The following is a 20,695-nucleotide window of genomic DNA, read 5'->3' as shown; positions in this document are numbered from 1 at the left end:
CAATGTGGGAGCGACGGTGCGACGATTCGACCTGCTCGCGATGGCGTCAGGTCAGTCGCTATAAATATTGAATGATCAATAGCTATCGCGAGCAGGCTCGCTCCCACAGGAGATTTGCAGTGTCATTGGGACCAAGGTGCGCGGCGTGAATCATTGATCCCGACCAGATAGCTATCGCCCCCGAGCTGACTCATCTGCTGTCGAATCCATCCCGCCCGCCGTGCGACGTAGTTAGTCGGATGACTGGCGCTCCAAACCCGCGGGTTAGGCAGCACCGCAGCCAGCAGGCTGGACTGCTGCCGGGACAGCGAGCGAGCGCCGACGCCAAAGTGATGCCTGGCTGCGGCTTCAGCGCCAAACACACCGTCATCCCACTCAACGCTGTTCAGGTACACCTCAAGAATTCGCTGCTTGGGCCAGAACACTTCGATCAGCCCGGTAAACCAGGCTTCCAGGCCTTTGCGCAACCAGCTGCGGCCAGACCACAGAAACAGGTTCTTCGAGACCTGCTGGCTCAGGGTGCTGGCGCCGCGAATCGTTCCACCGAGTTCGTTGTGGGCCAGTGCGGCCTGGATCGCGCCAAAGTCAAAGCCCCAATGCTCCGGGAATTTCTGATCTTCGCCGGCAATCACCGCGACTTTCAGGTCATCGGAGATTTCATCCCAGGGTTTCCAGGTGCGTTGCAGGTCGATGGGTTCGCCGTCGAACCAGGATTCGATCTTGCGCTCGACCATCAACGCCGTTCCCGGTGGCGGTACCACGCGAAAGATCAGCACCAGCAAAACGCTGCCACCCGCGAACCAGAGCAGGGCCTTCGTGAATCGTCGCAAAAATAAACGCAGCATAGAGATGGCTTGGCCGAACCCGTTGAGCGGGCCATTATACAGACCCTGTGGATCGAGTCTGACTGGAGTTCTTCATGCTGCGTGGCTTTCTGATGCTGGCCGCTTTTTTCGGCTTCACCGGCGTTGCCCTTGGCGCGTTCGCCGCCCACGGCTTGAAAAGCCGCCTGACACCCGAGTACCTGGCGATTTTCCATACCGGCGTCACCTATCAGTTGGTGCACACCTTGGCACTGCTGGGCGTTGCGCTGCTGGCCACGCAGATTCCCGGTCGCCTGATCACATGGGCGGGTGCATCGTTCGTCGTCGGCATCCTGCTGTTTTCCGGCAGTCTGTACCTGTTGACCATGACCGGCGTGAGCAAGCTCGGGATCATCACTCCCTTCGGCGGGCTGGCATTTCTGGTCGGCTGGTTGTGCCTGGGGCTTGCCGCCTGGCGGTTGAGCTGACCGGGCAGTCCATTTCATGACGAATGGCTTGGGTCGCCAAGACTGATCGGGCTAGAATGCCAGCCCCTAAAAATGATGGCGGCATTCGGCATGCGCATTCAGTTGAACGGCGAATCCCTTGAACTGCCCGACGGTGAAACCGTTGCGGCCCTGCTGACCCGTCTGGAACTGACCGGACGCCGGGTGGCGGTTGAACTCAATCTGGATATCGTCCCGCGCAGCCAGCACGCAGAAACCACCCTAAATGATGGTGACTCCGTAGAAGTCGTGCACGCCATCGGCGGCGGCTAGTCGTCTGGCCCAAGAGGCCACAGAATTATTCTGCAAGAACCTCACCCCTACAGAGGATTTCCCATGAGCATCGTTCGTAGCGACAAGCCCTTCGTCCTGGCCGGTCGTACTTACCAGTCGCGTTTGCTGGTAGGCACCGGCAAGTACCGCGACATGGAAGAAACCCGCCTGGCCATCGAAGCCTCGGGTGCCGAGATCGTCACCTTCGCCGTGCGCCGCACCAACCTCGGCCAGAACCCGGGCGAACCGAACCTGCTCGAAGTCCTGTCGCCGGATCGCTACACCTTCCTGCCTAACACTGCCGGTTGCTTCGACGCTACCGAGGCTGTGCGCACCTGCCGCCTGGCCCGTGAGCTGCTCGGCGGCCACAACCTGGTGAAGCTGGAAGTGCTGGCGGATCAGAAAACCCTGTTCCCCAACGTGATCGAAACCCTCAAGGCCGCCGAAGTGCTGGTCAAGGAAGGTTTCGACGTGATGGTCTACACCAGCGATGACCCGATCATCGCCCGTCAATTGGCGGAAATCGGCGTTATCGCAGTGATGCCGCTGGCCGGTCTGATCGGTACAGGCCTGGGGATCTGCAACCCGTACAACCTGCAGATCATCCTCGAAGAAGCCAAGATTCCTGTGCTGGTGGATGCCGGTGTCGGTACTGCTTCCGACGCCACCATTGCCATGGAGCTGGGTTGCGAAGCGGTGCTGATGAACTCGGCCATCGCCCACGCCCAGCAGCCGATCATGATGGCTGAAGCCATGAAACACGCCATCGTGGCAGGTCGCTTGGCCTACCTCGCCGGCCGCATGCCGAAAAAACTCTATGCCAGCGCCTCCTCGCCGCTGGATGGTCTGATCAAGTAAGAGCCATTGATGACTGAATCAAACGACACGCCAATCCAGACGGAAGAAGGCGACGAGCGCCAACACCGCCGCATCAAGAGTTTCGTGATGCGCGCCGGGCGCATGACCGAAGGCCAGCAACGCGGTCTGGAACAGGGTACGCCGCTGTTCGTGCTGCCGCTGGCCGACGCGCCGATGGACTTCGACCAAGTGTTCGGTCGCGCGGCACCGCGCTCCCTGGAAATCGGTTTCGGCATGGGCCATTCGCTGCTGGAAATGGCCGCGGCCTCGCCGGAACAGGATTTCATCGGCGTGGAAGTGCACCGTCCGGGTGTTGGTGCGCTGCTCAATGGCGTGCTCACTCAGGGCCTGACCAACCTGCGCGTCTACGATTGCGATGCAATCGAAGTGCTCAACCGTTGCATCGCCGACAACAGCCTCGATCGCCTGATGCTGTTTTTCCCGGACCCGTGGCACAAGAGCCGTCACCACAAGCGCCGTATCGTTCAGGCGTCTTTCGCTGAGCTGGTGCGCAGCAAGTTGAAAGTCGGCGGTGTGCTGCACATGGCCACCGACTGGGAACCGTACGCCGAGTACATGCTGGAAGTGATGAACGTTGCGCCGGGTTATCGCAACCTGGCCGAAGACGGCAAATGCGTCCCGCGCCCGACCGAGCGCCCGATCACCAAGTTCGAACGCCGCGGCGAACGTCTTGGGCATGGCGTGTGGGACCTGAAGTTCGAAAAACAGTCTTAAGTATCACGCCGTAAAAATGTAGGAGTGAGCCTGCTCGCGATAGCGGTCTGACATTCAGCCTCTTAGGTGACTGTCAGGCCGCTATCGCGAGCAGGCTCACTTCTACAGTTGTTTTGGGTGTGCCTGGGAATCAGCGGCGGTCGGCGACGACACCGATGAGCACCAGCACCACCAACAACACCGGTGCCAGGCTGTAGTTGTTGAACTGGCTCAGGCCTTTGATGATCCATGGCGTGGCGTAGATCAGTGCGACGCCGCTGCCGATCATGCACAGCAGGGCCATCAGCGGGACGCGCAAGGCGCCGGCGATGCTGCCCAGGCGTGCGTCGACCCAGCTTTTGATATCGGCGCCAAACAACACCAGCAGACAGCCCACCAGGGCCAGAGCGATTTCAGACAGGTTGCTACGGCTCCAGCGGGACGCGGTGGCGAGCAGGTCGAGTATCAAATCCATTCGTTTTCCCTTAAGGCTGAAATCAGCTCAGAAATGTCTGCAGCAAGTCATTGAGGAAGAGTTGTCCGCGCTCGGTGGCCGCCAGACGTGACGGTTCGACCTGCAACAAGCCACTTTGTTCGGCGACCTTGCGGCCTTCGGCGAGGCTTTCCAGGCTCATCCCGGTGCGTTCCGGGTACAGTCGCGATTCCACGCCCTCGGTCAGGCGCAAGGCGTTCATCAGGAACTCGAACGGCATTTCTTCATTGGTCAGGGCTTTCTCCCCGGCCTTGAAGCTTTTGGCCGGGTTGAGGTAGTCCTTCGGCAAGCGGGTCTTCCAGGTGCGGACAATGCGCCCGTCCGGGTGGCTGAGCTTGCCGTGAGCCCCGGCACCGATGCCGATAAAGTCGCCGAAACTCCAGTAATTGAGGTTATGCCGCGCCGGACGGCCGGGCTGGGCATACGCCGAGACTTCGTATTGCGCGTAACCGTGCTCGGCCAACAGCGCCTGGCCGGCTTCCTGAATGTCCCACAGCGTGTCGTCTTCCGGCAGCGTTGGCGGCTGGTTCCAGAACACCGTGTTGGGCTCCAGGGTCAGCTGATACCAGGACAAGTGGGTCGGCTTCAAGGCGATGGCCTGGCGCAGGTCGCTCAGGGCGTCGTCCAGGGACTGATCGGGCAAACCGTGCATCAGGTCCATATTAAAGTTGTCGAACCCGGCCTGACGGGCCATGCCGGCGGCACGTACCGCTTCGTCACCGTTGTGAATCCGCCCCAGCGCTTTGAGTTTTTCTTCCTGAAAGCTCTGGATGCCGATCGACAGGCGATTGATGCCCAGCGCGCGGTAGGCGACGAACTTCTCTTGCTCGAACGTCCCGGGGTTGGCTTCCAGGGTGATTTCGATGTCGCTGGCGAAGGGGATGCGCTGCTCCACGCCTTTGAGCAAACGGCCCAGGGCTTCAGCGCTGAACAGGCTCGGCGTGCCGCCCCCAAAGAAGATTGAACTCAGCTCACGGCCATAGACCGCATGCAGGTCCTGGTCGAGGTCGGCCAGCAGCGCGTCCACATACTCTTCTTCCGGCAGCACCGGGCTGGCGGTGTGGGAGTTGAAGTCGCAATAAGGGCATTTGCGCACACACCACGGAATGTGGATGTACAACGCCAGGGGCGGCAGCACGGGGAGCGCGGCCCGAGGCGACTGGGCGGCGCCGCCGAAGATCAGCGGCGACGCGGATGAGTCGTGGATCATTTCAGGCCCAGACGCTGGCGCAGCAGATCCATTGCACGGGCGCGGTGGCTGATGAGGTTCTTGTCGCTCGGGCTCAGTTCGGCGCTGGAACATTCACGCTCCGGCACCCAGAACAGCGGATCGTAACCAAAACCGTGTTCGCCGCTGGCCGCTGGCAGGATTCGCCCGTGCCACAAGCCTTCGCAGATAATCGGCAACGGATCGTCGGCATGACGCACCAGCGCCAGCACGCAGACGAACTGGGCGCCGCGTTCGGCTTGCGGCACGTCTTTCAACACGTCGAGCAGTTTGGCGTTGTTCGCCGCATCGCCTTGGCCATCAGCATAACGAGCCGAGTAGATACCCGGCGCACCGCCAAGGAAATCCACTGCCAACCCCGAATCGTCTGCCAGTGCTGGCAGGCCGGAGATGCGCGCTGCATTGCGGGCCTTGAGGATGGCGTTCTCGACGAAAGACAGGCCGGTTTCTTCAGGCTCGACACTGCTGAACTCGCCGATCGAGCGCAAGTGCACCGATTCGCCGAGCATGGCCTGGAGTTCCTTGAGTTTGCCGGCGTTGTGGCTGGCCAGTACGAGTTGCGTGAAATTGATCATTGGCCAGGGAAAAGCTCTTGGTTGAAATTGATGGTGTTGGTTTTGTCGCCGGTTTTGACATCGATCTTGAAGGTGCGGGTTTCCTGCTGATCCACCGGGAACTGGGCGATGTAATAGATAGCGCCTTGTTCAGTGATTTCGCGGAACTTCAGGTTCACACTTTGGCTGGTGAGGTCTTTGACCGTTCCGCTGACTTGAGCCATCTGCGGTTTGCCGTCCTTGAGCACCGAAACGTTGATCACACCTTGGTTCTTGCTACGGGTGAGCTGCGCGGCCTTGGCAATGTCGGGTGTCAGGAAAGTGGAGTTGAAGGTGTTGTAATGCACCGTCACATCGCCAAATTTTTCCTGTCGGTCACCTTTTATAGTGTCAGCGGCCATGGCCGTGACGCTCAGGCAGGCAGTAAGTACAAACAGCGCTAGACGACCCATGATCATTCTCCTCGAAGTGACGCTGTTCAGACCGCGACCTTGTGGTCTTGCAGCCCGGGGCTGCTGACGCGGTAAATACCGATTTCACCTAATAGATTAGGCCATAGCTTACTGGCCCACCCGTGGCGGTGCTGTTGATCCACGGCAAGCCGATCAATGACCCTGGCTTCACGTTCGCGACATAACGCTTCAAAGTCTGCGAAGGTGCAAAAGTGGATGTTCGGCGTGTTGTACCAGGTATACGGCAGGAAATCGGACACCGGCATCCGGCCCTTGCTCGCCAGGTACCAGCGGCAGCGCCAGTGACCGAAGTTGGGGAAGGTGATGATGCACTGGCGACCGACGCGCAGCATTTCGTCGAGGATTCTGTCCGGGTAGTGCACGGCTTGCAGCGCCTGGGTCATGACCACGACGTCGAAGCTGTTGCTGGCAAAGTTGCCCAGGCCTTTGTCCAGGTCCTGTTCAATCACGTTGATGCCCTTGGCCACGCACTCGGCGATGTTGTCCGGGTCGTTTTCCAGGCCATAGCCGGTGACTTGCTTGTTATCGCGCAGCCAGGTCAGCAATTCGCCATCACCGCAACCGAGGTCGAGCACGCGGCTGCCGGCGGGGATCCATTCCTGGATGATTTCCAGATCAGCTCTCATGGCTTTCTCACAACGTAATTCGGTTCATGTAGTTGCTGAACGCCTGCAAGTAGCGCGGGATCGGAATCAGGAAGGCGTCGTGGCCTTGCGGAGCGTCGATCTCGAGGTAGCAGACGTCTTTCTTGGCCGCCATCAGCGCGTCCACCAGCTCCCGCGAGCGGGCAGGGGAGAAGCGCCAGTCGGTGGTGAAAGACATCACGCAGAACTTGGCCTGGGCGTTTGCGAAGGTTTTCGCCAGGTCATCGTCGAAGTTCGCCGCTGGATCGAAGTAGTCCAGCGCCTTGGTCATCAGCAGGTACGTGTTGGCGTCGAAGCGCCCGGAGAACTCTTCGCCTTGATAGCGCAGGTAGCTTTCGACCTGGAATTCGACGCTGTGGAAGTCGTAGTTGAGCTTCTCGCTCTTGAGGCCACGACCGAATTTCTCACCCATCGAGTCATCGGAGAGGTACGTGATGTGCCCGACCATCCGCGCCAGCATCAAGCCACGCTTGGGAATTACGCCCGCTTCCTGGAACGAACCGCCGTGGAACTCGGGGTCAGTGAGGATCGCCTGGCGCGCCACTTCGTTGAACGCGATGTTCTGCGCCGACAACTTGGGGGCCGAGGCGATAGCCAGGCAGTGGCGAATGCGATCCGGGTAGGTGATGCTCCATTGCATCGCCTGCATGCCACCGAGACTGCCGCCAATCACGGCGGCCCATTGGCCAATGCCGAGCAGGTCTGCCAAGCGCGCCTGGCTGTGAACCCAGTCTTCCACGGTCAGGACCGGGAAGTCGGCGCCAAACGGCTTGCCGGTTTCCGGATTGACGCTGCTCGGGCCGGTAGAGCCGTTGCAACCGCCGAGGTTGTTCAGGCTGACCACGAAGAATTTGTTGGTATCAATCGGCTTGCCGGGGCCGATGCAGCTGTCCCACCAACCGGGTTTGCGGTCGTCGGGGCTGTGGAAGCCGGCAGCGTGATGATGACCGGACAGCGCGTGGCAGATCAGCACGGCGTTGCTCGCCGCGGCATTCAGCGTGCCGTAGGTTTCGTAGATCAGGTCATAAGCTGGGAGCGAACGGCCGCAGGCCAAAGCCAGGGGTTCGCTGAAGTGCGCCACTTGCGGCGTCACCAGACCAACAGAATCGGGGGGAAAGGCAGCTGGCATCGACCCTGCTCTCGTTGAAATGAGGCGTAAGTCTAAAGACCGCTGACCCTAGCAGCAAGCTAACTTCCCCACCACTAACGATCGTTCCCACGCTCTGCGTGGGAATGCCTCGCTGGACGCTCTGCGTCCGCTTCGGCTGGGACGCGGAGCGTCCCGGGCTGCATTCCCACGCGGAGCGTGGGAACGATCATGATGCGGTCAGCCTGCCGGGCGCGCCAGATCCGGCAAATCCGGCAGCTTCTTCGGCGAGCAAATCCGCACTCGCTTTTGCCGGTTCAACTCGCCGCTGATCAGACTCACCTGGCTCTTGGACACCCCAAACGCCTTGGCCAGAAACGCCATCAAATACGCGTTGGCCTTGCCTTCAACCGGCGGCGCCGTCAGGCGAATCTTCAATCGATCCCCGTGCAGCCCGCAGAAGTCATCGCGGCGGGCCGCCGGTTGCAGGTGACACTCCAGAATCAGGTCGTCACCGTCCCAGCGAAAGTAGCTCATCAGATCAGGCCGAGCAGCCCCTGCGGCATGAGGGCGTAGTACGCAAGGCGTGGGATCAGCCAGCTTTGCAGCAGCTGGATCACGATAAACGCGAAGATCGGCGAGATGTCGAGGCCGCCCAGGCTCGGAATGATCCGGCGGAACGGGGCGAGTACCGGTTCAGTAATCTGAGCGACCAGCTCTGCGCCCGGATTGTGGCTCCTTGGGGCAACCCAGGAGAGGATCACACTGATGATCATCGCGTAGAACAGAATGTTCAAAAACAGCGAGAAGATCGCGATCAGCGCCCAAGGCACCAACAGTAGCCAGTCGACCGCGAAGCCCTTGAGCAACAGGATGACGGCGATCAGCAGCATCTGCACGATCAGCGCCAGCACCAGTGACGACATGTCCAACCCGAACATGCTCGGGATGATCCGGCGCAGAGGCTTGAGCAGCGGTTGAGTGGCTTTCACGATGAACTGGCAGAGCGGGTTGTAGAAATTCGCCCGAACCAATTGCAGGATGAAACGCAAAAGCACGATCAGCAGGTACAGGCTGCCCAAGGTTTTGATTATGAAAATGGCAGCGTCGTTGAGTCCGAGCATCATTGATTCCTTTGTAAGAGCTGATTAACGACCCAGTTGCTCGGCCATCTCGGCCGAGCGGTGCGCAGCGGCGCCGAGTGCTTTTTCTACCAGGGCTTCGAAGCCACCGGTCTGGAACGACTTGATCGCCGCTTCCGTGGTGCCCGCAGGCGACGTCACGCGGCGCCGCAGTTCCGCAGCGTCGACGTCACTGGCCACGGCCATGTGAGCAGCGCCCAAAGCGGTTTGCAGGGTCAGTTGTGCAGCGATGTCTGCCGGCAGGCCGAGCTTCACGCCGGCGGCGGTCATGGCTTCGATCAGCAGGAAGAAGTACGCCGGACCCGAGCCGGAAACGGCGGTGACCGCGTCCAGTTGCTGCTCTTCATCCAGCCACAGGGCGATGCCAACGGCGGACAGCAGTTCTTGCGCCTGTTGGCGTTGTTCGGTGCTCACTTCAGCCGTGGCGAACAAACCGCTCACGCCCTGGCGCAGTAGCGCCGGGGTGTTGGGCATGCAACGCACGATCGGTTGGGCGCCGAGCCAGTTGTTCATGCTGGCGCAGGTGATGCCGGCGGCAATCGAGACCACCAGTTGATTGGGCTTGAGGCTTGGGCGAAGCGCTTCGCAGACGGCTTTCATCGCTTGAGGTTTGACCGCCAGTACGACGACATCGGCGCCCTGGATGGCGTCGGCGTTGTCGGCGAATACCTCGATGCCGTGTTCAGCGTTCACGCGAGCGCGGGTTTCGGCGCCCGGATCGCTGGCGCGGATCTGCGCGGCGTCCAGACCTTTGGCGCGCAGGCCGCCGATCAGACTGGCGGCCATGTTGCCGGCACCGATAAAGGCAATACGAGTCTTGCTCATGTCAGGTCCTTATAAAGAGAGGAGTCAGCCATATTTCAAGGCTGACCATAGTCGCGGGCGCCAAACAGGGCCGTACCGATACGGACCCAGGTGGCGCCCATGGCGATGGCCGACTCAAGGTCGTGGCTCATGCCCATGGAAAGTGTGTCGAGCGGCAGGTTCAGGCTGGCTTGCAGGCTTTGCACGGCAGCAAAAGCGGCATCCTGGGCGGCGCGATCTTCGGTCGGCTCGGGGATTGCCATCAGCCCGCGCAGCTTGAGGCGCGGCAGTTTGCTGATGGCATCGGCCAAGGCCGGCAGGTCGGCCGGGGTGCAGCCGGACTTGCTGGCTTCACCGCTGACGTTGACCTGGATGCAGATGTTCAGTGGGGGTAACTCTGCAGGACGTTGTTCGGACAGGCGTTGTGCGATTTTCAAACGATCCACGGAATGCACCCAGGCGAAGTGCTCGGCGATAGCGCGAGTCTTGTTCGATTGAATGGGGCCGATGAAGTGCCAGATCAAGGGCAGGTCGGCCAATTCGAGCTGTTTGCTCAAGGCTTCCTGCAAGTAGTTCTCGCCAAAGTCGCGGAGGCCGGCGGCATACGCTTCGCGCAGGGCCTCGGCCGGCTTGGTCTTGCTCACGGCCAATAGCTGGACGCTGTCTGCGTCGCGCTTTGCGGCAAGGGCGGCAGCGTGGATGCGTGAACTAACCTGAGCGATGTTGTCTGCTATCGTGGACATCAAGAGGCGCCGGCGGCTGAAGGTTCGCGGCATTCTACTGGAATTGAGGAACGCTATGGATATCACTGAGCTGCTGGCTTTCAGCGCGAAACAGGGCGCATCCGACTTGCATCTGTCTGCCGGCCTGCCCCCGATGATTCGGGTCGACGGCGATGTGCGGCGCATCAACCTGCCGGCCCTGGACCACAAACAGGTGCAGGCGCTGATCTACGACATCATGAACGACACGCAGCGCGTGGACTTCGAGAAGCACCTGGAGACCGACTTCTCCTTCGACGTGCCCGGCGTGGCGCGTTTTCGGGTTAACGCGTTCAACCACAATCGCGGTGCTGGCGCGGTGTTCCGGACCATTCCGTCCAAGGTCCTGAGCATGGAAGACCTCGGTATGGGGGAGGTGTTTCGCAAGATTACCGAAGCGCCGCGGGGGCTGGTGCTGGTGACCGGGCCGACCGGTTCCGGCAAATCCACCACTTTGGCGGCGATGATCGATCATCTGAACAGCCATCGTCATCAGCACATCCTCACCATCGAAGACCCGATCGAGTTCGTCCACGAGTCGCGCAAATGCTTGATCAACCAGCGCGAAGTCCATCGTGATACGCGCAGTTTCGCCACGGCGCTGCGCTCGGCCCTGCGGGAGGATCCGGACGTGATCCTGGTGGGGGAAATGCGCGATCTCGAGACCATTCGCCTGGCGTTGACCGCCGCCGAAACCGGCCACCTGGTATTTGGCACGCTGCACACGACATCGGCGGCGAAAACCATCGACCGGGTGGTGGACGTGTTTCCAGGAGACGAGAAGTCGATGGTTCGCTCGATGCTGTCCGAGTCGTTACTGGCGGTGGTGTCGCAGACGTTGATCAAGAAGATCGGCGGCGGGCGGATCGCGGCCCACGAAATCATGCTCGGCACGTCAGCGATCCGTAACCTGATCCGCGAAGACAAGGTGGCGCAGATGTACTCGTCGATTCAGACCGGGGGCAACCTGGGGATGCAGACGCTGGATATGTGCTTGAAGGAGCTGGTAAGCAAGGGCTTTATCAGCCGCGAGCATGCGCGGGAGAAAGCGCGCACGCCGGATGGTTTTTGAGGGGGAGTAGATCGTTCCCACGCTCTGCGTGGGAATGCCTCAATGGACGCTCTGCGTCCGCTTCGGCAGGGACGCGGAGCGTCCCGGGCTGCATTCCCACGCAGAGCGTGGGAACGATCAGTGCCGGATTAGCGTTGAACAACCTGCAGGGTGTTCTTCTCTTTCGGCATAACCCGCTTGGCAACCACGTAGTGTTTTTCCCAGTACGGTTTCTTCAGGGTGTCGATGCTCACCGACTTGCCACGACGCGGCGCGTGGATGAAGCGGTCGTTGCCCAGGTAGATGGCAACGTGATTGACCCGACGACTCTTGATGTTGAAGAAAATCAGGTCGCCAGGCTTCAGATCCTTGCGATCGACTTTGTCGCCATGACCGCTGGCCATCGCATTGGACGTGCGCGGCAGATCAAACGTGGCGTCGTTGAACGCGTATTTCACCAGGCCACTGCAGTCGAACCCTTTACTTGGGCTGCTGCCGCCCCAACGGTAGGGTGTACCGAGGACGTTAACGGCGCGGCTCAGCACGTCGCTGCTTTCCTTGCTCGCCATTGGCGGAACAAGGCCGCTTTTGCTGCTCAGTTGAGGAGCGCGTTTTACGGTCTGTTTGTTTTTGCTCGAAGGAGCAGAAACATGGGATTTAGGGGTGTAACCATTAACGTTAGGAAGACGTTGCTCACGATTGGTGGCGTGGGCGGCCAGTGGCATCAAAAGGCAAATGGTTAGCCATGTCTTGAAAAATGGACGCATTAGGCAAGGCTCATATAAGTTAGCGCGCAACTTTATAACAGCTTTTTTGGCCCTTTCGAGGCCGTTGGTCGATTCAACCTTGGGGTCAACGGAACCAAATAAGCTGAAAATAGACGCGATTGTCGGACACAACGCTTGTGCTACAAGGCTTTGACGGGACACAAGGTAGCATTTGCCATACGTCGGCCACCTGTAAAAAAGTCACAAAGATTTAAAGAATATTTATCTATCGTGTGAATCGAGGTCCTTCATGAACACCTATCAACAGCCTGTCTCGCAACAAGACACGCACAGCAAGGTGATTGGTTACCTGCTGTGGATTTTCGGTTTTACCGGCGCTCACCGCTTCTATTACGGCAAGCCGGTGACGGGGACGATCTGGTTCTTCACCTTCGGTTTGTTGGGTATCGGTTGGTTGATCGACCTGTTTCTGATCCCGGCCATGGATCGTGAAGCGGACCTGCGTTTTACCGCCGGGCCCATTGAGTACAACGTTGCGTGGATTCTGCTGACGTTTCTTGGGGTTTTTGGCGTACACCGCATGTATCAGGGGAAGTGGATCAGCGGATTGCTGTACCTGGTGACGGGCGGGTTGTTCTTTCTGGGGGTGCTGTATGACTTCTGGACGCTGAATGACCAGGTGTCGATTCGCAATGCGCAGAACCGAGGTGCTTTCCAGTAGTTGTGGCGAGGGAGCTTGTCGGAACGCCGCACCGTCCCGCTGGGTCGCGAAGCGACCCCAAAACAGGTCTGCTGCGCAGCCCCAGCGGGAGCAAGCTCCCTTGCCACAGGGTCTTACGCCTGGTGGCTGATGCGTCCATCCACCAGGGTGTAACGCACCACGCCCGGCAGGCTATGGCCAATGAACGGGCAGTTTTCGCCTTTGGACAGCCAGGTCTCGCCGGCCACGGTCGAAGCCGCCGGGTCGAACAGCACGATGTCCGCCGGTCCACCTACCGCCAGTTTGCCCGCCGGCAGGCGCAATGCCTCGGCAGGTCCGGTGCTCAAGCGCGCCAGCAGCGTCGGCAGGTCCAGCAAACCGTCTTCCACCAGCGTCATCGCCAACGGCAGCAGCAGTTCAACGCTGCTGATACCCGGCTCGGTGGCCCCGAACGGCGCCAGTTTGGCATCTCGCTCGTGGGGTTGGTGATGGCTGGAAATCGCCGACACTACTCCCGATTTCACCGCTTCACGCAGGCCATCGCGGTCGGCGCGGGTGCGCAGCGGCGGCTGGACGTGATAGAGGCTGTTGAAATCGATCAGCGCTTCGTCGGTCAGAATCAGCTGGTACAGGGCGACATCGGCCGTCACCGGCAGGCCGCGCGCCTGGGCCTGAGCGATCAGGGCCACGCCACGGGCGCTGGTGAGCTGGCTGAAGTGCGCGCGCACGCCACTTTGCTCGACCAACAGCAGGTCCCGGGCCAGCGCCACGGTTTCGGCGGTTTCCGGGATGCCCGGCAAACCGAGGAAGCTGGCGGTCGGGCCTTCGTGAGCCAGGCCGCCTTCGGCCAGGTCATGGTCCTGAGAGTTGAAAATCACCGTCAGGTCGAATGTAGCGGCGTATTCCAGCGCCCGGCACAGCGTGCGGGTGTTGCGGAAGCTGTCCAGGCCATTGCCGAAGGCCACGCAACCGGCATCGCGCAAGGCGATCAACTCGGCCAGCTGTTCACCGTCCAGGCCTTTGCTCAGGGCGCCAATCGGGAAGACTTTGGTGTTGCCGGCCTCGCGGGCGCGGTCGAGGATCAGTTCGGCCACGGCCGAGGTGTCCAGCACCGGTTTGGTTTTCGGCGGGCAGCACAGGCTGGTGACACCACCGGCCGCGGCAGCGCGGGTTTCGCTGACGATTGAACCTTTACGGCTGTAGCCCGGCTCGCGCAGGGCGACGTTCAGGTCAACCAGCCCAGGGGCGGCGACTAGGCCTTTGGCGTCGAGGGTGTCGACGGCGACAAAACCGGCGGGTGCGGTGCCAAGGGCAATGATCTTGCAGGCTTCAATATGGATATCAGTAACTTGATCCAGGCCGCTGGCCGGATCGATGACGCGGGCGCCGAGAATGCTGAGCTTCACTGGGCGTTCTCCTGCTCGAATTGGCGCTGGGCAGTCTGCCCGCTCATGGCCATGGACAACACAGCCATACGAATTGCGATGCCGTAGGTGACCTGGTTGAGGATGACCGAGTGCGGGCCGTCGGCCACCGCCGACTCAATCTCCACGCCACGGTTGATCGGCCCCGGGTGCATGACGATGCAATCCGGTTTGGCCCCGGCCAGGCGCGCGGTGGTCAGGCCGAACAGGCGGTAGAACTCGCCTTCGCTCGGCAGCAAGCCGCCAGTCATGCGTTCACGTTGCAGGCGCAGCATGATCACCACGTCGACGTCTTTCAGGCCTTCGGTCATGTCGGTGTAGACCTTCACGCCATACTGCTCGACGCCGATTGGCAGCAGGGTTTTCGGCGCGATCACGCGGATGTCCGGGCAGCCAAGGGTTTTCAGCGCGAGCATGTTCGAGCGCGCCACCCGCGAGTGCAGGATGTCGCCGACGATGGCTACGGAAAGGTTTTCGAAACCGCCCTTGTGCCGACGGATGGTGAGCATGTCGAGCATGCCTTGGGTCGGGTGGGCGTGACGGCCGTCACCGCCGTTGATGATCGCCACTTGCGGGCAGACATGTTCGGCGATGAAGTGCGCCGCGCCGGAATCACCGTGACGCACGACGAACATGTCGGCGGCCATGGCTTCCAGGTTGCGCAGGGTGTCGAGCAGGGTTTCGCCCTTGCTCGCCGACGACGTGGACACGTTCAGGGTGATCACGTCCGCCGACAGCCGCTGGGCGGCCAGTTCGAAGGTGGTGCGGGTGCGGGTGGAGTTCTCGAAGAACACGTTGCACACGGTCTTGCCGCGCAGCAACGGGACTTTCTTCACCGCCCGGGCGCCGACTTCGAGGAACGAGTCGGCGGTGTCGAGGATTTCCGTCAGCAGCTCGCGGCGCAAACCGTCGAGCGAGAGGAAGTGGCGCAGCTGGCCCTGATCATTGAGCTGCAGCGGGCGCTTGGTTTCTAGAGGCGTCATCGCGAGGGGGACTCTCAATAGGGCGAATTAAAGGGCGAGGTCTTGCAGTTCGAGCTTGAGTTCCGGGCCGGACAGCTTCACCCGTTCGTGGGCGGCCAGCGACAAAGTCGCGCCGACCACGTTAGGGCGGATCGGCAGCTCGCCGGCGTCCAGGTCCAGCAGGCAGACCAATGTCACGCTGGCCGGGCGGCCGTAGTCGAACAGCTCATTGAGGGCGGCACGGATGGTCCGGCCGCTCATCAGCACGTCATCGATCAGCACCAGGTGCTGGCCTTCGATCTCGAACGGCAGGGCAGACGGGCGTACTTGTGGGTGCAGGCCGTTCTGGCTGAAGTCGTCGCGGTAGAAGGAGACGTCCAGGGTGCCGAGGGGCGAGTCGCTGCCCAGTTCATCGAGCAACGCCTGGGCGACCCAGACGCCACCGGTACGAATACCGATGTAGCGCGGCTCGCTGATGCCACGGTGTTCCAGGTGCGCCTTGAGACGGGTCGCCATCTGGCTGATCAGTTCGGCGGGATTGGGCAGGCTCATGGTTGCTCCTTCTTGGGCCCGAGCCGGGTTCTGCTGGAGAGGTGGCTCGGGTTGTCGCTAAGTAGAGACGCGTGTTGCGGCTCTTCAGGATTCGAACAATGCGGTGTTTTCGTCGAGCCAGCCTTGCAGCAGCAGGGCGGCGGCGATGGCGTCCACCGGGTTGTCGCGGTAGCTGCCCTTTTGTCCGCCACGATCACGCCGTTCACCCTTGGCTTCGAAGGTGGTCAGGCGTTCATCGTGGGTATAGAAGGGCAGGTTGTAGCGGCCGTTGAGGCGGCGGGCGAATTTCTCAGCGCGCAGGCACATGTCACTCGGCGTGCCGTCCATGTTCAAGGGCAGGCCCACCACCACGGCATCGGGTTTCCACTCTTTGATCAGGGCTTCGACCTGATTCCAGTCGGGAATACCGTTTTGTGCCTTCAAGGTGCACAGCTCGCGGGCCTGGCCGGTAATCACCTGGCCGACCGCAACGCCGATCTGTTTGGTGCCGTAGTCGAAACCCAAAATCAGGCGCAGGGCCATCAGGCGTGTCCCGCCTGGCTGGTTAGCAGGCTGAGATTGACGCCCAGGTGCTTGGCCGCTGCTTCCAGGCGCAGTTCGCTGCTGGTGTTGAACAAGATTTCGGCATCGAACGGGCAGGTCAGCCAGGCGTTCTGGGCCAGTTCGGCTTCCAGCTGCCCGGCTTCCCAGCCGGCGTATCCGAGGGCGATCAGGCTTTTTGCCGGACCGACGCCGTCGGCGATGGCGAACAGGACGTCCTGGGAGGTGGACAGGGCCAGTTTCTCATCGAGCTCGACGGTGGCCTGATAACTCTGCCCCGAGGGGTGCAGGACAAAACCGCGGTCGGTCTGCACCGGGCCGCCGATGAAGATCGGCACATGCTGGCAGAGCACCGGCGGTTCGATCTCGGGGCGCAGTTGCTCGAGGATATCGGCCAGGTTGAGGTCTTGCGGACGATTGACCACCAGGCCCATGGCACCATTGGCCGTGTGCTCGACGATGTAGGTCAAGGTGTGCGCAAAGTTCGGGTCGACCATGTGAGGCATGGCGATCAGGAAGTGATGCTTGAGGTAGCTGGGGCTGACGTTCTTCATGAGCGCTAGTGTGGCGTTGGAGGCGCAAACTGACAAGCTGAGGATGGCGCAATTTGGCAGTTGGCACAGACCAAATGTGGGAGCGAGCCTTTGTGGCGAGGGGGTTTAGCGAAACGTCGCACCGCCCCGTTCGGCTGCGCAGCAGTCGTAAAACCATTGTATGCGGTGTGCCGGTCATAACGGGGTTGCAAGCTTGGGGTCGCTTCGCGACCCAACGGGGGCAAGCCCCCTCGCCACAAAGGCCTGCTTCCACAGGGGGGTGTGGGGGGTCAGTTGCTGGAGAGTCTGTCCCCGCGGGCAAACTTCCAGGTGCGGATGATTTCCAGGCGATCGATATCCGCCAAATCCCCGGTAAACGGTGAAAACGGCGCGGCCAGCCGCACGATGCGCTGCGCCGCCTGGTCCAGCAGCGGTTGCCCGGAGGATTCCAGCACCAGCACTTCAAACAGCGAGCCGTCGCGGTTGATCGAAACCATCAGGCGCAAATTGCCGTAGATCTGCTTGCGTCGCGCTTCGTCGGGGTAATTCAGGTTGCCGATGCGCTCGACCTTCTTGCGCCACTCGTCCTTATACCAGGCGCCCTTGTCGCGCATGGTCGACGCGGCACTCAGGCGGTGGATCCGCGGGCGCTTGGCATACAGCTGTTGTTCGCTGGCCAGTTCCGCTTCCAGGCTGGCGATGTCGCTGGACAGCTGTTCACTGTCGAACGTCGGCGCGGCGACTGCGGGTTTGGTGACAGGCTTGGGTTCTTCGGTTTTGGCCGGGGCCTTTTTCGGCTTGGGCGCGACGGTCGTCACGGCTGCTTTCGGTGCGGCTTCGCGCACTTCGGGCTTGGCCGCCGGCGGTGGCGTGACTTTCTGCACCTTGTTGTCCTGGAAAGGCGCGACCTCGGTGGTCTTGGGAATGGCCTTTTTATCCAGGGTGCCGCTGCCTTGCTGATTCTCTTGAGCGAGGAAATCGGCTTTTTCAGGCTTCTTTTCGCTTTTGAAGGTGGCGAGGGTGATTTCCAGGGTTTTGCTGATTTGCTGGGGTTCGACCATCGTAAAGCCGACGCCCAACAGCAAGGCCAGGTGAATCAGCGCCGCGAGAAACAGAGTAAAACCGAGGCGATCAGCCGGGCGCACGCCACGATGGGCGAGTTCAGCAGGTAGATCGGACGGAAGCGTCATGACAAAAAAACCAACATCGCGTTTTTCACAGGCCGCGGATGATAACGCAATGTTGGTCGTTTCTTGGCTGTTCTATATCAACGGGCCTTGAGCTTCTGATCGATGGCATCCATCAACAGGCCGCCGATGTCGGTGCCAAACGCGTTATCGATCTCGCGAATGCAGGTCGGGCTGGTGACGTTGATTTCCGTCAGATGCTCGCCGATCACGTCGAGACCGACGAACAACAGGCCTTTTTCGCGCAGGGTCGGGCCGACTTGTGCGGCGATCCAGCGATCTTTCTCGGTCAGCGGTCGGGCTTCGCCACGGCCACCGGCAGCGAGGTTGCCACGGGTTTCGCCAGCGGCCGGAATTCGTGCCAGGCAATAATCCACCGGCTCACCGTCGATCATCAGGATGCGCTTGTCGCCATCGACGATTGCCGGCAGGTAACCCTGGATCATGATCTGCTGTTTGCCATGCAGGGTCAGTGTCTCAAGGATTACCGACAGGTTCGGGTGGCCAGCGGTGTGACGGAAGATCGAAGAACCGCCCATGCCATCCAGCGGCTTGAGGATCACGTCGCCGTGGTGATCGGCGAATTCACGCAGTACGTCCGGGCGACGGCTGACGATGGTCGGCGGCGTGCACTGCGGGAACAGCGTGGCGAACAGTTTTTCGTTGCAGTCGCGCAGGCTTTGCGGCTTGTTGACCACCAGCACGCCAGCGCGTTCGGCTTGCTCCAGCAGGTAAGTGGAATAGACGAATTCCATGTCGAACGGCGGATCCTTGCGCATCAGGATCACGTCCAGATCGCTCAGCAGCGCGTCGGTCTCGGCTTCGAGCTCGAACCATTTTTCCGGGTTGGCGAAGACTTTCAACGGACGCATCCGCGCCCGCGCTTCGCCTTCGGCCTGGTACAAATCCCCCTGTTCCATATAGAACAGTTCCCAGCCGCGCTTCTGTGCGGCCAGCAGCATGGCCAGCGAGCTATCCTTTTTGTAGGAAATGCCGGCAATAGGATCCATGACAATCCCGACGCGAACGCTCATGGGTTTTTCCTCGAATTTGGGTGGTCCGATCGGACACGAAAAAGTGGCGTCAGATTGGCGCTCAGTGTGTTCCCGGTCAAGGAAAAACCACCGCGCCGGTCCCCCGATAGATTGCATTTGGAGACTGTGCTAAAAAGGCTGCCATATCGTTCCGGCCCTTAAACATCAAGGGTTTCGAGCCTCCGGTTATCGGAAATGGACAATTTGATTCGCAAAGGCGACGGCAGAGCATTTATGGAACAGCATTCCAGCGCCTTGAAGGTCATGGTGATCGACGATTCGAAGACGATTCGCCGCACCGCCGAAACGCTGTTGAAGAACGTGGGTTGCGAAGTGATCACCGCCATCGATGGTTTCGACGCCCTGGCCAAGATTGCCGACAATCACCCCGGCATCATCTTTGTCGACATCATGATGCCGCGTCTGGATGGTTATCAGACCTGCGCTTTAATCAAGAACAACAGTGCGTTCAAGTCCACGCCAGTGATTATGCTGTCGTCCAAGGACGGGCTGTTCGACAAGGCCAAGGGGCGCATCGTCGGCTCCGACCAGTTTTTGACCAAGCCTTTCAGCAAGGAAGAACTGCTCAACGCGATCCAGGCCCATGTTCCGGGCTTCGCCGCCGTTTTGCCGCAGTAGGACACGCACAGTGACGCTCGGCCAGCGGGCCCGGCGTCGACAAGAATGGGGAAGACCATGGCACGTATTCTGATCGTCGATGATTCGCCGACCGAAATGTACAAACTGACCGGCATGCTGGAAAAGCACGGTCATGAAGTGTTGAAAGCCGAAAACGGCGCCGACGGCGTGGCCCTGGCCCGTCAGGAAAAACCCGACGCCGTGCTGATGGACATCGTCATGCCTGGCCTCAACGGTTTCCAGGCAACCCGCCAGCTGACCAAAGACCCGGAAACCGGACACATCCCGGTGATCATCATCACCACCAAGGATCAGGAAACCGACAAGGTCTGGGGCACGCGCCAAGGCGCCAAGGACTACCTGACCAAACCGGTAGACGAAGAGACCCTGATCAAGACCTTGAACAACGTGCTGGCCGGTTGATCGTCCGGCCATGACCGAGTCGCTGACGGCTTTCGAACTGCTGCTGCAGATCGACCGGCGTTGTCGTCTGCTGGCGGCGGACTTGCCGTCCCAGCCGACCCGACAGGACAGCTGGAGCGGCATCGGCTTTCGCCTGGGCGAACACTGGTATGTCGCGCCAATGGGCGAGGTCAGCGAAGTGTTGCATGAGCCGCGGTTCACCCAGCTGCCGGGGGTCAGGCCTTGGGTCAAGGGCGTGGCCAACTTGCGCGGGCGTCTGTTGCCGATCATCGACTTGAGCGGCTTCTTTTCTGGTAATGAGCCAGGGCATGAGCTGTCAGCCATGCGCAAGCAGCGTCGGGTCTTGGTGGTGGAGCATAACGACGTGTTTTCCGGGTTGATGGTCGATGAAGTCGTCGGCCTCCAGCACTTTGCCCAGGACAGTCTTGAACCGCCGGATACCTTGAGCGGCCCGATTGCACCGTTCATCAAAGGCCGGTTCCAGCGTGAGCAGACCTGGCAGGTGTTCAGCCCGTTTGCGTTGGTGCAGTCACAAGGATTCATGAACGTGGCCATTTGACCGCCGAACCATCCCCTGTGGGA

Annotated in this window: 28 protein-coding genes; 9 read left to right on the top strand and 19 right to left on the bottom strand. The window is 60.7% G+C overall.

What is annotated here, in order from left to right:
* Positions 1–122 precede the first annotated feature (122 nt).
* Positions 123–845 carry a monofunctional biosynthetic peptidoglycan transglycosylase gene (mtgA, locus tag ACQ4OB_RS23955; RefSeq protein WP_102616459.1) on the bottom strand — a complete coding sequence of 241 codons (723 nt, stop codon included), beginning with the start codon at positions 843–845 and terminating at the stop codon, positions 123–125.
* Positions 846–919: 74 nt separating this feature from the next.
* Here mtgA and ACQ4OB_RS23950 point away from each other — a divergent pair, with 74 nt between their 5' ends.
* The 4 genes from ACQ4OB_RS23950 (at position 920) to trmB (ending at position 3,175) form a co-directional block, all read left to right on the top strand.
* Positions 920–1,291, top strand: a complete 372-nt coding sequence (locus tag ACQ4OB_RS23950; protein ID WP_074871674.1) for a DUF423 domain-containing protein — start codon at positions 920–922, stop codon at positions 1,289–1,291.
* Between the two features lie 90 nt (positions 1,292–1,381).
* Positions 1,382–1,582: a sulfur carrier protein ThiS gene (gene thiS, locus ACQ4OB_RS23945; RefSeq protein WP_007897898.1), complete on the top strand. Its 201-nt coding sequence runs from the start codon at positions 1,382–1,384 to the stop codon at positions 1,580–1,582.
* Positions 1,583–1,645: 63 nt separating this feature from the next.
* The gene (locus ACQ4OB_RS23940; RefSeq protein ID WP_008068101.1) at positions 1,646–2,440 is read left to right on the top strand and encodes a thiazole synthase; all 795 of its coding nucleotides are present in this window, start codon (positions 1,646–1,648) and stop codon (positions 2,438–2,440) included.
* 9 nt (positions 2,441–2,449) lie between these two features.
* A complete protein-coding gene (gene trmB / locus ACQ4OB_RS23935; RefSeq protein WP_430956572.1) occupies positions 2,450–3,175 on the top strand; it encodes a tRNA (guanosine(46)-N7)-methyltransferase TrmB in 726 nt (241 codons plus the stop codon).
* 130 nt (positions 3,176–3,305) lie between these two features.
* Here trmB and ACQ4OB_RS23930 read toward each other — a convergent pair whose 3' ends face one another.
* From ACQ4OB_RS23930 to ACQ4OB_RS23885, 10 genes are all read right to left on the bottom strand, one after another.
* Complete coding sequence (locus ACQ4OB_RS23930) at positions 3,306–3,629, bottom strand: DUF3392 domain-containing protein (RefSeq protein WP_074871666.1); 324 nt, start codon at positions 3,627–3,629, stop codon at positions 3,306–3,308.
* A gap of 22 nt (positions 3,630–3,651) precedes the next feature.
* Positions 3,652–4,857 (bottom strand): radical SAM family heme chaperone HemW, encoded by a 1,206-nt coding sequence (hemW, locus tag ACQ4OB_RS23925; protein WP_430956571.1) that lies wholly within the window; start codon positions 4,855–4,857, stop codon positions 3,652–3,654.
* Positions 4,854–5,450: an RdgB/HAM1 family non-canonical purine NTP pyrophosphatase gene (rdgB, locus tag ACQ4OB_RS23920; protein WP_074871662.1), complete on the bottom strand. Its 597-nt coding sequence runs from the start codon at positions 5,448–5,450 to the stop codon at positions 4,854–4,856. The genes hemW and rdgB overlap by 4 nt, the downstream gene beginning before the upstream one ends.
* Positions 5,447–5,881 carry a DUF4426 domain-containing protein gene (locus ACQ4OB_RS23915; protein ID WP_074871661.1) on the bottom strand — a complete coding sequence of 145 codons (435 nt, stop codon included), beginning with the start codon at positions 5,879–5,881 and terminating at the stop codon, positions 5,447–5,449. Before ACQ4OB_RS23915 ends, rdgB begins: the two co-directional genes overlap by 4 nt.
* A gap of 26 nt (positions 5,882–5,907) precedes the next feature.
* Positions 5,908–6,528 carry a methionine biosynthesis protein MetW gene (gene metW, locus ACQ4OB_RS23910; RefSeq protein WP_074871659.1) on the bottom strand — a complete coding sequence of 207 codons (621 nt, stop codon included), beginning with the start codon at positions 6,526–6,528 and terminating at the stop codon, positions 5,908–5,910.
* 7 nt (positions 6,529–6,535) lie between these two features.
* The gene (gene metX / locus ACQ4OB_RS23905; RefSeq protein WP_074871658.1) at positions 6,536–7,675 is read right to left on the bottom strand and encodes a homoserine O-succinyltransferase MetX; all 1,140 of its coding nucleotides are present in this window, start codon (positions 7,673–7,675) and stop codon (positions 6,536–6,538) included.
* 198 nt (positions 7,676–7,873) lie between these two features.
* Positions 7,874–8,170: a DUF167 domain-containing protein gene (locus ACQ4OB_RS23900; RefSeq protein ID WP_430956570.1), complete on the bottom strand. Its 297-nt coding sequence runs from the start codon at positions 8,168–8,170 to the stop codon at positions 7,874–7,876.
* A complete protein-coding gene (locus ACQ4OB_RS23895; RefSeq protein ID WP_074871653.1) occupies positions 8,170–8,757 on the bottom strand; it encodes a YggT family protein in 588 nt (195 codons plus the stop codon). Before ACQ4OB_RS23895 ends, ACQ4OB_RS23900 begins: the two co-directional genes overlap by 1 nt.
* A 24-nt stretch (positions 8,758–8,781) precedes the next feature.
* Positions 8,782–9,600, bottom strand: a complete 819-nt coding sequence (gene proC, locus ACQ4OB_RS23890) for a pyrroline-5-carboxylate reductase (RefSeq protein WP_430956569.1) — start codon at positions 9,598–9,600, stop codon at positions 8,782–8,784.
* Positions 9,601–9,635: 35 nt separating this feature from the next.
* A complete protein-coding gene (locus ACQ4OB_RS23885) occupies positions 9,636–10,322 on the bottom strand; it encodes a YggS family pyridoxal phosphate-dependent enzyme (protein WP_074871650.1) in 687 nt (228 codons plus the stop codon).
* Between the two features lie 55 nt (positions 10,323–10,377).
* Here ACQ4OB_RS23885 and ACQ4OB_RS23880 point away from each other — a divergent pair, with 55 nt between their 5' ends.
* Positions 10,378–11,412 (top strand): type IV pilus twitching motility protein PilT, encoded by a 1,035-nt coding sequence (locus tag ACQ4OB_RS23880; protein WP_074871648.1) that lies wholly within the window; start codon positions 10,378–10,380, stop codon positions 11,410–11,412.
* 128 nt (positions 11,413–11,540) lie between these two features.
* On the opposite strand, the gene ACQ4OB_RS23875 is transcribed toward ACQ4OB_RS23880, so the two are convergent.
* Positions 11,541–12,158: a C40 family peptidase gene (locus tag ACQ4OB_RS23875; protein ID WP_074871646.1), complete on the bottom strand. Its 618-nt coding sequence runs from the start codon at positions 12,156–12,158 to the stop codon at positions 11,541–11,543.
* A 250-nt stretch (positions 12,159–12,408) separates the two neighbouring features.
* Here ACQ4OB_RS23875 and ACQ4OB_RS23870 point away from each other — a divergent pair, with 250 nt between their 5' ends.
* Complete coding sequence (locus tag ACQ4OB_RS23870; RefSeq protein ID WP_076029430.1) at positions 12,409–12,840, top strand: NINE protein; 432 nt, start codon at positions 12,409–12,411, stop codon at positions 12,838–12,840.
* Positions 12,841–12,953: 113 nt separating this feature from the next.
* On the opposite strand, the gene ACQ4OB_RS23865 is transcribed toward ACQ4OB_RS23870, so the two are convergent.
* The 7 genes from ACQ4OB_RS23865 to gshB form a co-directional block, all read right to left on the bottom strand.
* On the bottom strand, positions 12,954–14,225 hold the full coding sequence (locus ACQ4OB_RS23865; protein WP_430956568.1) for a dihydroorotase: 1,272 nt from the start codon (positions 14,223–14,225) through the stop codon (positions 12,954–12,956).
* Entirely contained in the window at positions 14,222–15,226 is a 1,005-nt protein-coding gene (locus ACQ4OB_RS23860; protein ID WP_074871640.1) for an aspartate carbamoyltransferase catalytic subunit, read from the bottom strand. Before ACQ4OB_RS23860 ends, ACQ4OB_RS23865 begins: the two co-directional genes overlap by 4 nt.
* Positions 15,227–15,253: 27 nt before the next feature.
* Entirely contained in the window at positions 15,254–15,757 is a 504-nt protein-coding gene (gene pyrR, locus ACQ4OB_RS23855) for a bifunctional pyr operon transcriptional regulator/uracil phosphoribosyltransferase PyrR (RefSeq protein WP_008152613.1), read from the bottom strand.
* 84 nt (positions 15,758–15,841) lie between these two features.
* Positions 15,842–16,279, bottom strand: a complete 438-nt coding sequence (gene ruvX, locus ACQ4OB_RS23850; protein WP_005792259.1) for a Holliday junction resolvase RuvX — start codon at positions 16,277–16,279, stop codon at positions 15,842–15,844.
* Positions 16,279–16,851: a YqgE/AlgH family protein gene (locus ACQ4OB_RS23845; RefSeq protein WP_074871638.1), complete on the bottom strand. Its 573-nt coding sequence runs from the start codon at positions 16,849–16,851 to the stop codon at positions 16,279–16,281. Before ACQ4OB_RS23845 ends, ruvX begins: the two co-directional genes overlap by 1 nt.
* A gap of 269 nt (positions 16,852–17,120) precedes the next feature.
* On the bottom strand, positions 17,121–18,020 hold the full coding sequence (locus tag ACQ4OB_RS23840; protein WP_074871636.1) for an energy transducer TonB: 900 nt from the start codon (positions 18,018–18,020) through the stop codon (positions 17,121–17,123).
* A 77-nt stretch (positions 18,021–18,097) separates the two neighbouring features.
* Positions 18,098–19,051 (bottom strand): glutathione synthase, encoded by a 954-nt coding sequence (gene gshB, locus ACQ4OB_RS23835; RefSeq protein WP_074871634.1) that lies wholly within the window; start codon positions 19,049–19,051, stop codon positions 18,098–18,100.
* Between the two features lie 234 nt (positions 19,052–19,285).
* On the opposite strand from gshB, the gene pilG reads away from it, so the two are divergent.
* Genes pilG through ACQ4OB_RS23820 form a run of 3 tightly spaced genes read left to right on the top strand, consistent with a single transcriptional unit; the run spans position 19,286 to position 20,672 of the window.
* Positions 19,286–19,690 carry a twitching motility response regulator PilG gene (gene pilG / locus ACQ4OB_RS23830; RefSeq protein ID WP_008152601.1) on the top strand — a complete coding sequence of 135 codons (405 nt, stop codon included), beginning with the start codon at positions 19,286–19,288 and terminating at the stop codon, positions 19,688–19,690.
* A gap of 57 nt (positions 19,691–19,747) precedes the next feature.
* Complete coding sequence (gene pilH / locus ACQ4OB_RS23825) at positions 19,748–20,113, top strand: twitching motility response regulator PilH (protein WP_008068134.1); 366 nt, start codon at positions 19,748–19,750, stop codon at positions 20,111–20,113.
* Between the two features lie 10 nt (positions 20,114–20,123).
* Entirely contained in the window at positions 20,124–20,672 is a 549-nt protein-coding gene (locus ACQ4OB_RS23820) for a chemotaxis protein CheW (protein WP_074871631.1), read from the top strand.
* The last annotated feature ends 23 nt before the right edge of the window (positions 20,673–20,695 follow it).

Origin of the sequence: Pseudomonas sp. ES4, from assembly GCF_050586665.1 — a bacterium.
In the GTDB taxonomy this organism is placed as follows: Bacteria; Pseudomonadota; Gammaproteobacteria; order Pseudomonadales; family Pseudomonadaceae; genus Aquipseudomonas; species Aquipseudomonas frederiksbergensis.
Note: the sequence above shows the minus strand (reverse complement) of the source record. Positions and strands in the feature narration are given on the sequence as shown.

Bases quoted from the DNA above. Each gene is read 5' to 3' on its own strand.
- mtgA (WP_102616459.1), bottom strand. From the start codon at position 845: ATGCTGCGTTTATTTTTGCGACGATTCACGAAGGCCCTGCTCTGGTTC.
- ACQ4OB_RS23950 (WP_074871674.1), top strand. From the start codon at position 920: ATGCTGCGTGGCTTTCTGATGCTGGCCGCTTTTTTCGGCTTCACCGGC.
- thiS (WP_007897898.1), top strand. From the start codon at position 1,382: ATGCGCATTCAGTTGAACGGCGAATCCCTTGAACTGCCCGACGGTGAA.
- ACQ4OB_RS23940 (WP_008068101.1), top strand. From the start codon at position 1,646: ATGAGCATCGTTCGTAGCGACAAGCCCTTCGTCCTGGCCGGTCGTACT.
- trmB (WP_430956572.1), top strand. From the start codon at position 2,450: ATGACTGAATCAAACGACACGCCAATCCAGACGGAAGAAGGCGACGAG.
- ACQ4OB_RS23930 (WP_074871666.1), bottom strand. From the start codon at position 3,629: ATGGATTTGATACTCGACCTGCTCGCCACCGCGTCCCGCTGGAGCCGT.
- hemW (WP_430956571.1), bottom strand. From the start codon at position 4,857: ATGATCCACGACTCATCCGCGTCGCCGCTGATCTTCGGCGGCGCCGCC.
- rdgB (WP_074871662.1), bottom strand. From the start codon at position 5,450: ATGATCAATTTCACGCAACTCGTACTGGCCAGCCACAACGCCGGCAAA.
- ACQ4OB_RS23915 (WP_074871661.1), bottom strand. From the start codon at position 5,881: ATGGGTCGTCTAGCGCTGTTTGTACTTACTGCCTGCCTGAGCGTCACG.
- metW (WP_074871659.1), bottom strand. From the start codon at position 6,528: ATGAGAGCTGATCTGGAAATCATCCAGGAATGGATCCCCGCCGGCAGC.
- metX (WP_074871658.1), bottom strand. From the start codon at position 7,675: ATGCCAGCTGCCTTTCCCCCCGATTCTGTTGGTCTGGTGACGCCGCAA.
- ACQ4OB_RS23900 (WP_430956570.1), bottom strand. From the start codon at position 8,170: ATGAGCTACTTTCGCTGGGACGGTGACGACCTGATTCTGGAGTGTCAC.
- ACQ4OB_RS23895 (WP_074871653.1), bottom strand. From the start codon at position 8,757: ATGCTCGGACTCAACGACGCTGCCATTTTCATAATCAAAACCTTGGGC.
- proC (WP_430956569.1), bottom strand. From the start codon at position 9,600: ATGAGCAAGACTCGTATTGCCTTTATCGGTGCCGGCAACATGGCCGCC.
- ACQ4OB_RS23885 (WP_074871650.1), bottom strand. From the start codon at position 10,322: ATGTCCACGATAGCAGACAACATCGCTCAGGTTAGTTCACGCATCCAC.
- ACQ4OB_RS23880 (WP_074871648.1), top strand. From the start codon at position 10,378: ATGGATATCACTGAGCTGCTGGCTTTCAGCGCGAAACAGGGCGCATCC.
- ACQ4OB_RS23875 (WP_074871646.1), bottom strand. From the start codon at position 12,158: ATGCGTCCATTTTTCAAGACATGGCTAACCATTTGCCTTTTGATGCCA.
- ACQ4OB_RS23870 (WP_076029430.1), top strand. From the start codon at position 12,409: ATGAACACCTATCAACAGCCTGTCTCGCAACAAGACACGCACAGCAAG.
- ACQ4OB_RS23860 (WP_074871640.1), bottom strand. From the start codon at position 15,226: ATGACGCCTCTAGAAACCAAGCGCCCGCTGCAGCTCAATGATCAGGGC.
- pyrR (WP_008152613.1), bottom strand. From the start codon at position 15,757: ATGAGCCTGCCCAATCCCGCCGAACTGATCAGCCAGATGGCGACCCGT.
- ruvX (WP_005792259.1), bottom strand. From the start codon at position 16,279: ATGGCCCTGCGCCTGATTTTGGGTTTCGACTACGGCACCAAACAGATC.
- ACQ4OB_RS23845 (WP_074871638.1), bottom strand. From the start codon at position 16,851: ATGAAGAACGTCAGCCCCAGCTACCTCAAGCATCACTTCCTGATCGCC.
- ACQ4OB_RS23840 (WP_074871636.1), bottom strand. From the start codon at position 18,020: ATGACGCTTCCGTCCGATCTACCTGCTGAACTCGCCCATCGTGGCGTG.
- gshB (WP_074871634.1), bottom strand. From the start codon at position 19,051: ATGAGCGTTCGCGTCGGGATTGTCATGGATCCTATTGCCGGCATTTCC.
- pilG (WP_008152601.1), top strand. From the start codon at position 19,286: ATGGAACAGCATTCCAGCGCCTTGAAGGTCATGGTGATCGACGATTCG.
- pilH (WP_008068134.1), top strand. From the start codon at position 19,748: ATGGCACGTATTCTGATCGTCGATGATTCGCCGACCGAAATGTACAAA.
- ACQ4OB_RS23820 (WP_074871631.1), top strand. From the start codon at position 20,124: ATGACCGAGTCGCTGACGGCTTTCGAACTGCTGCTGCAGATCGACCGG.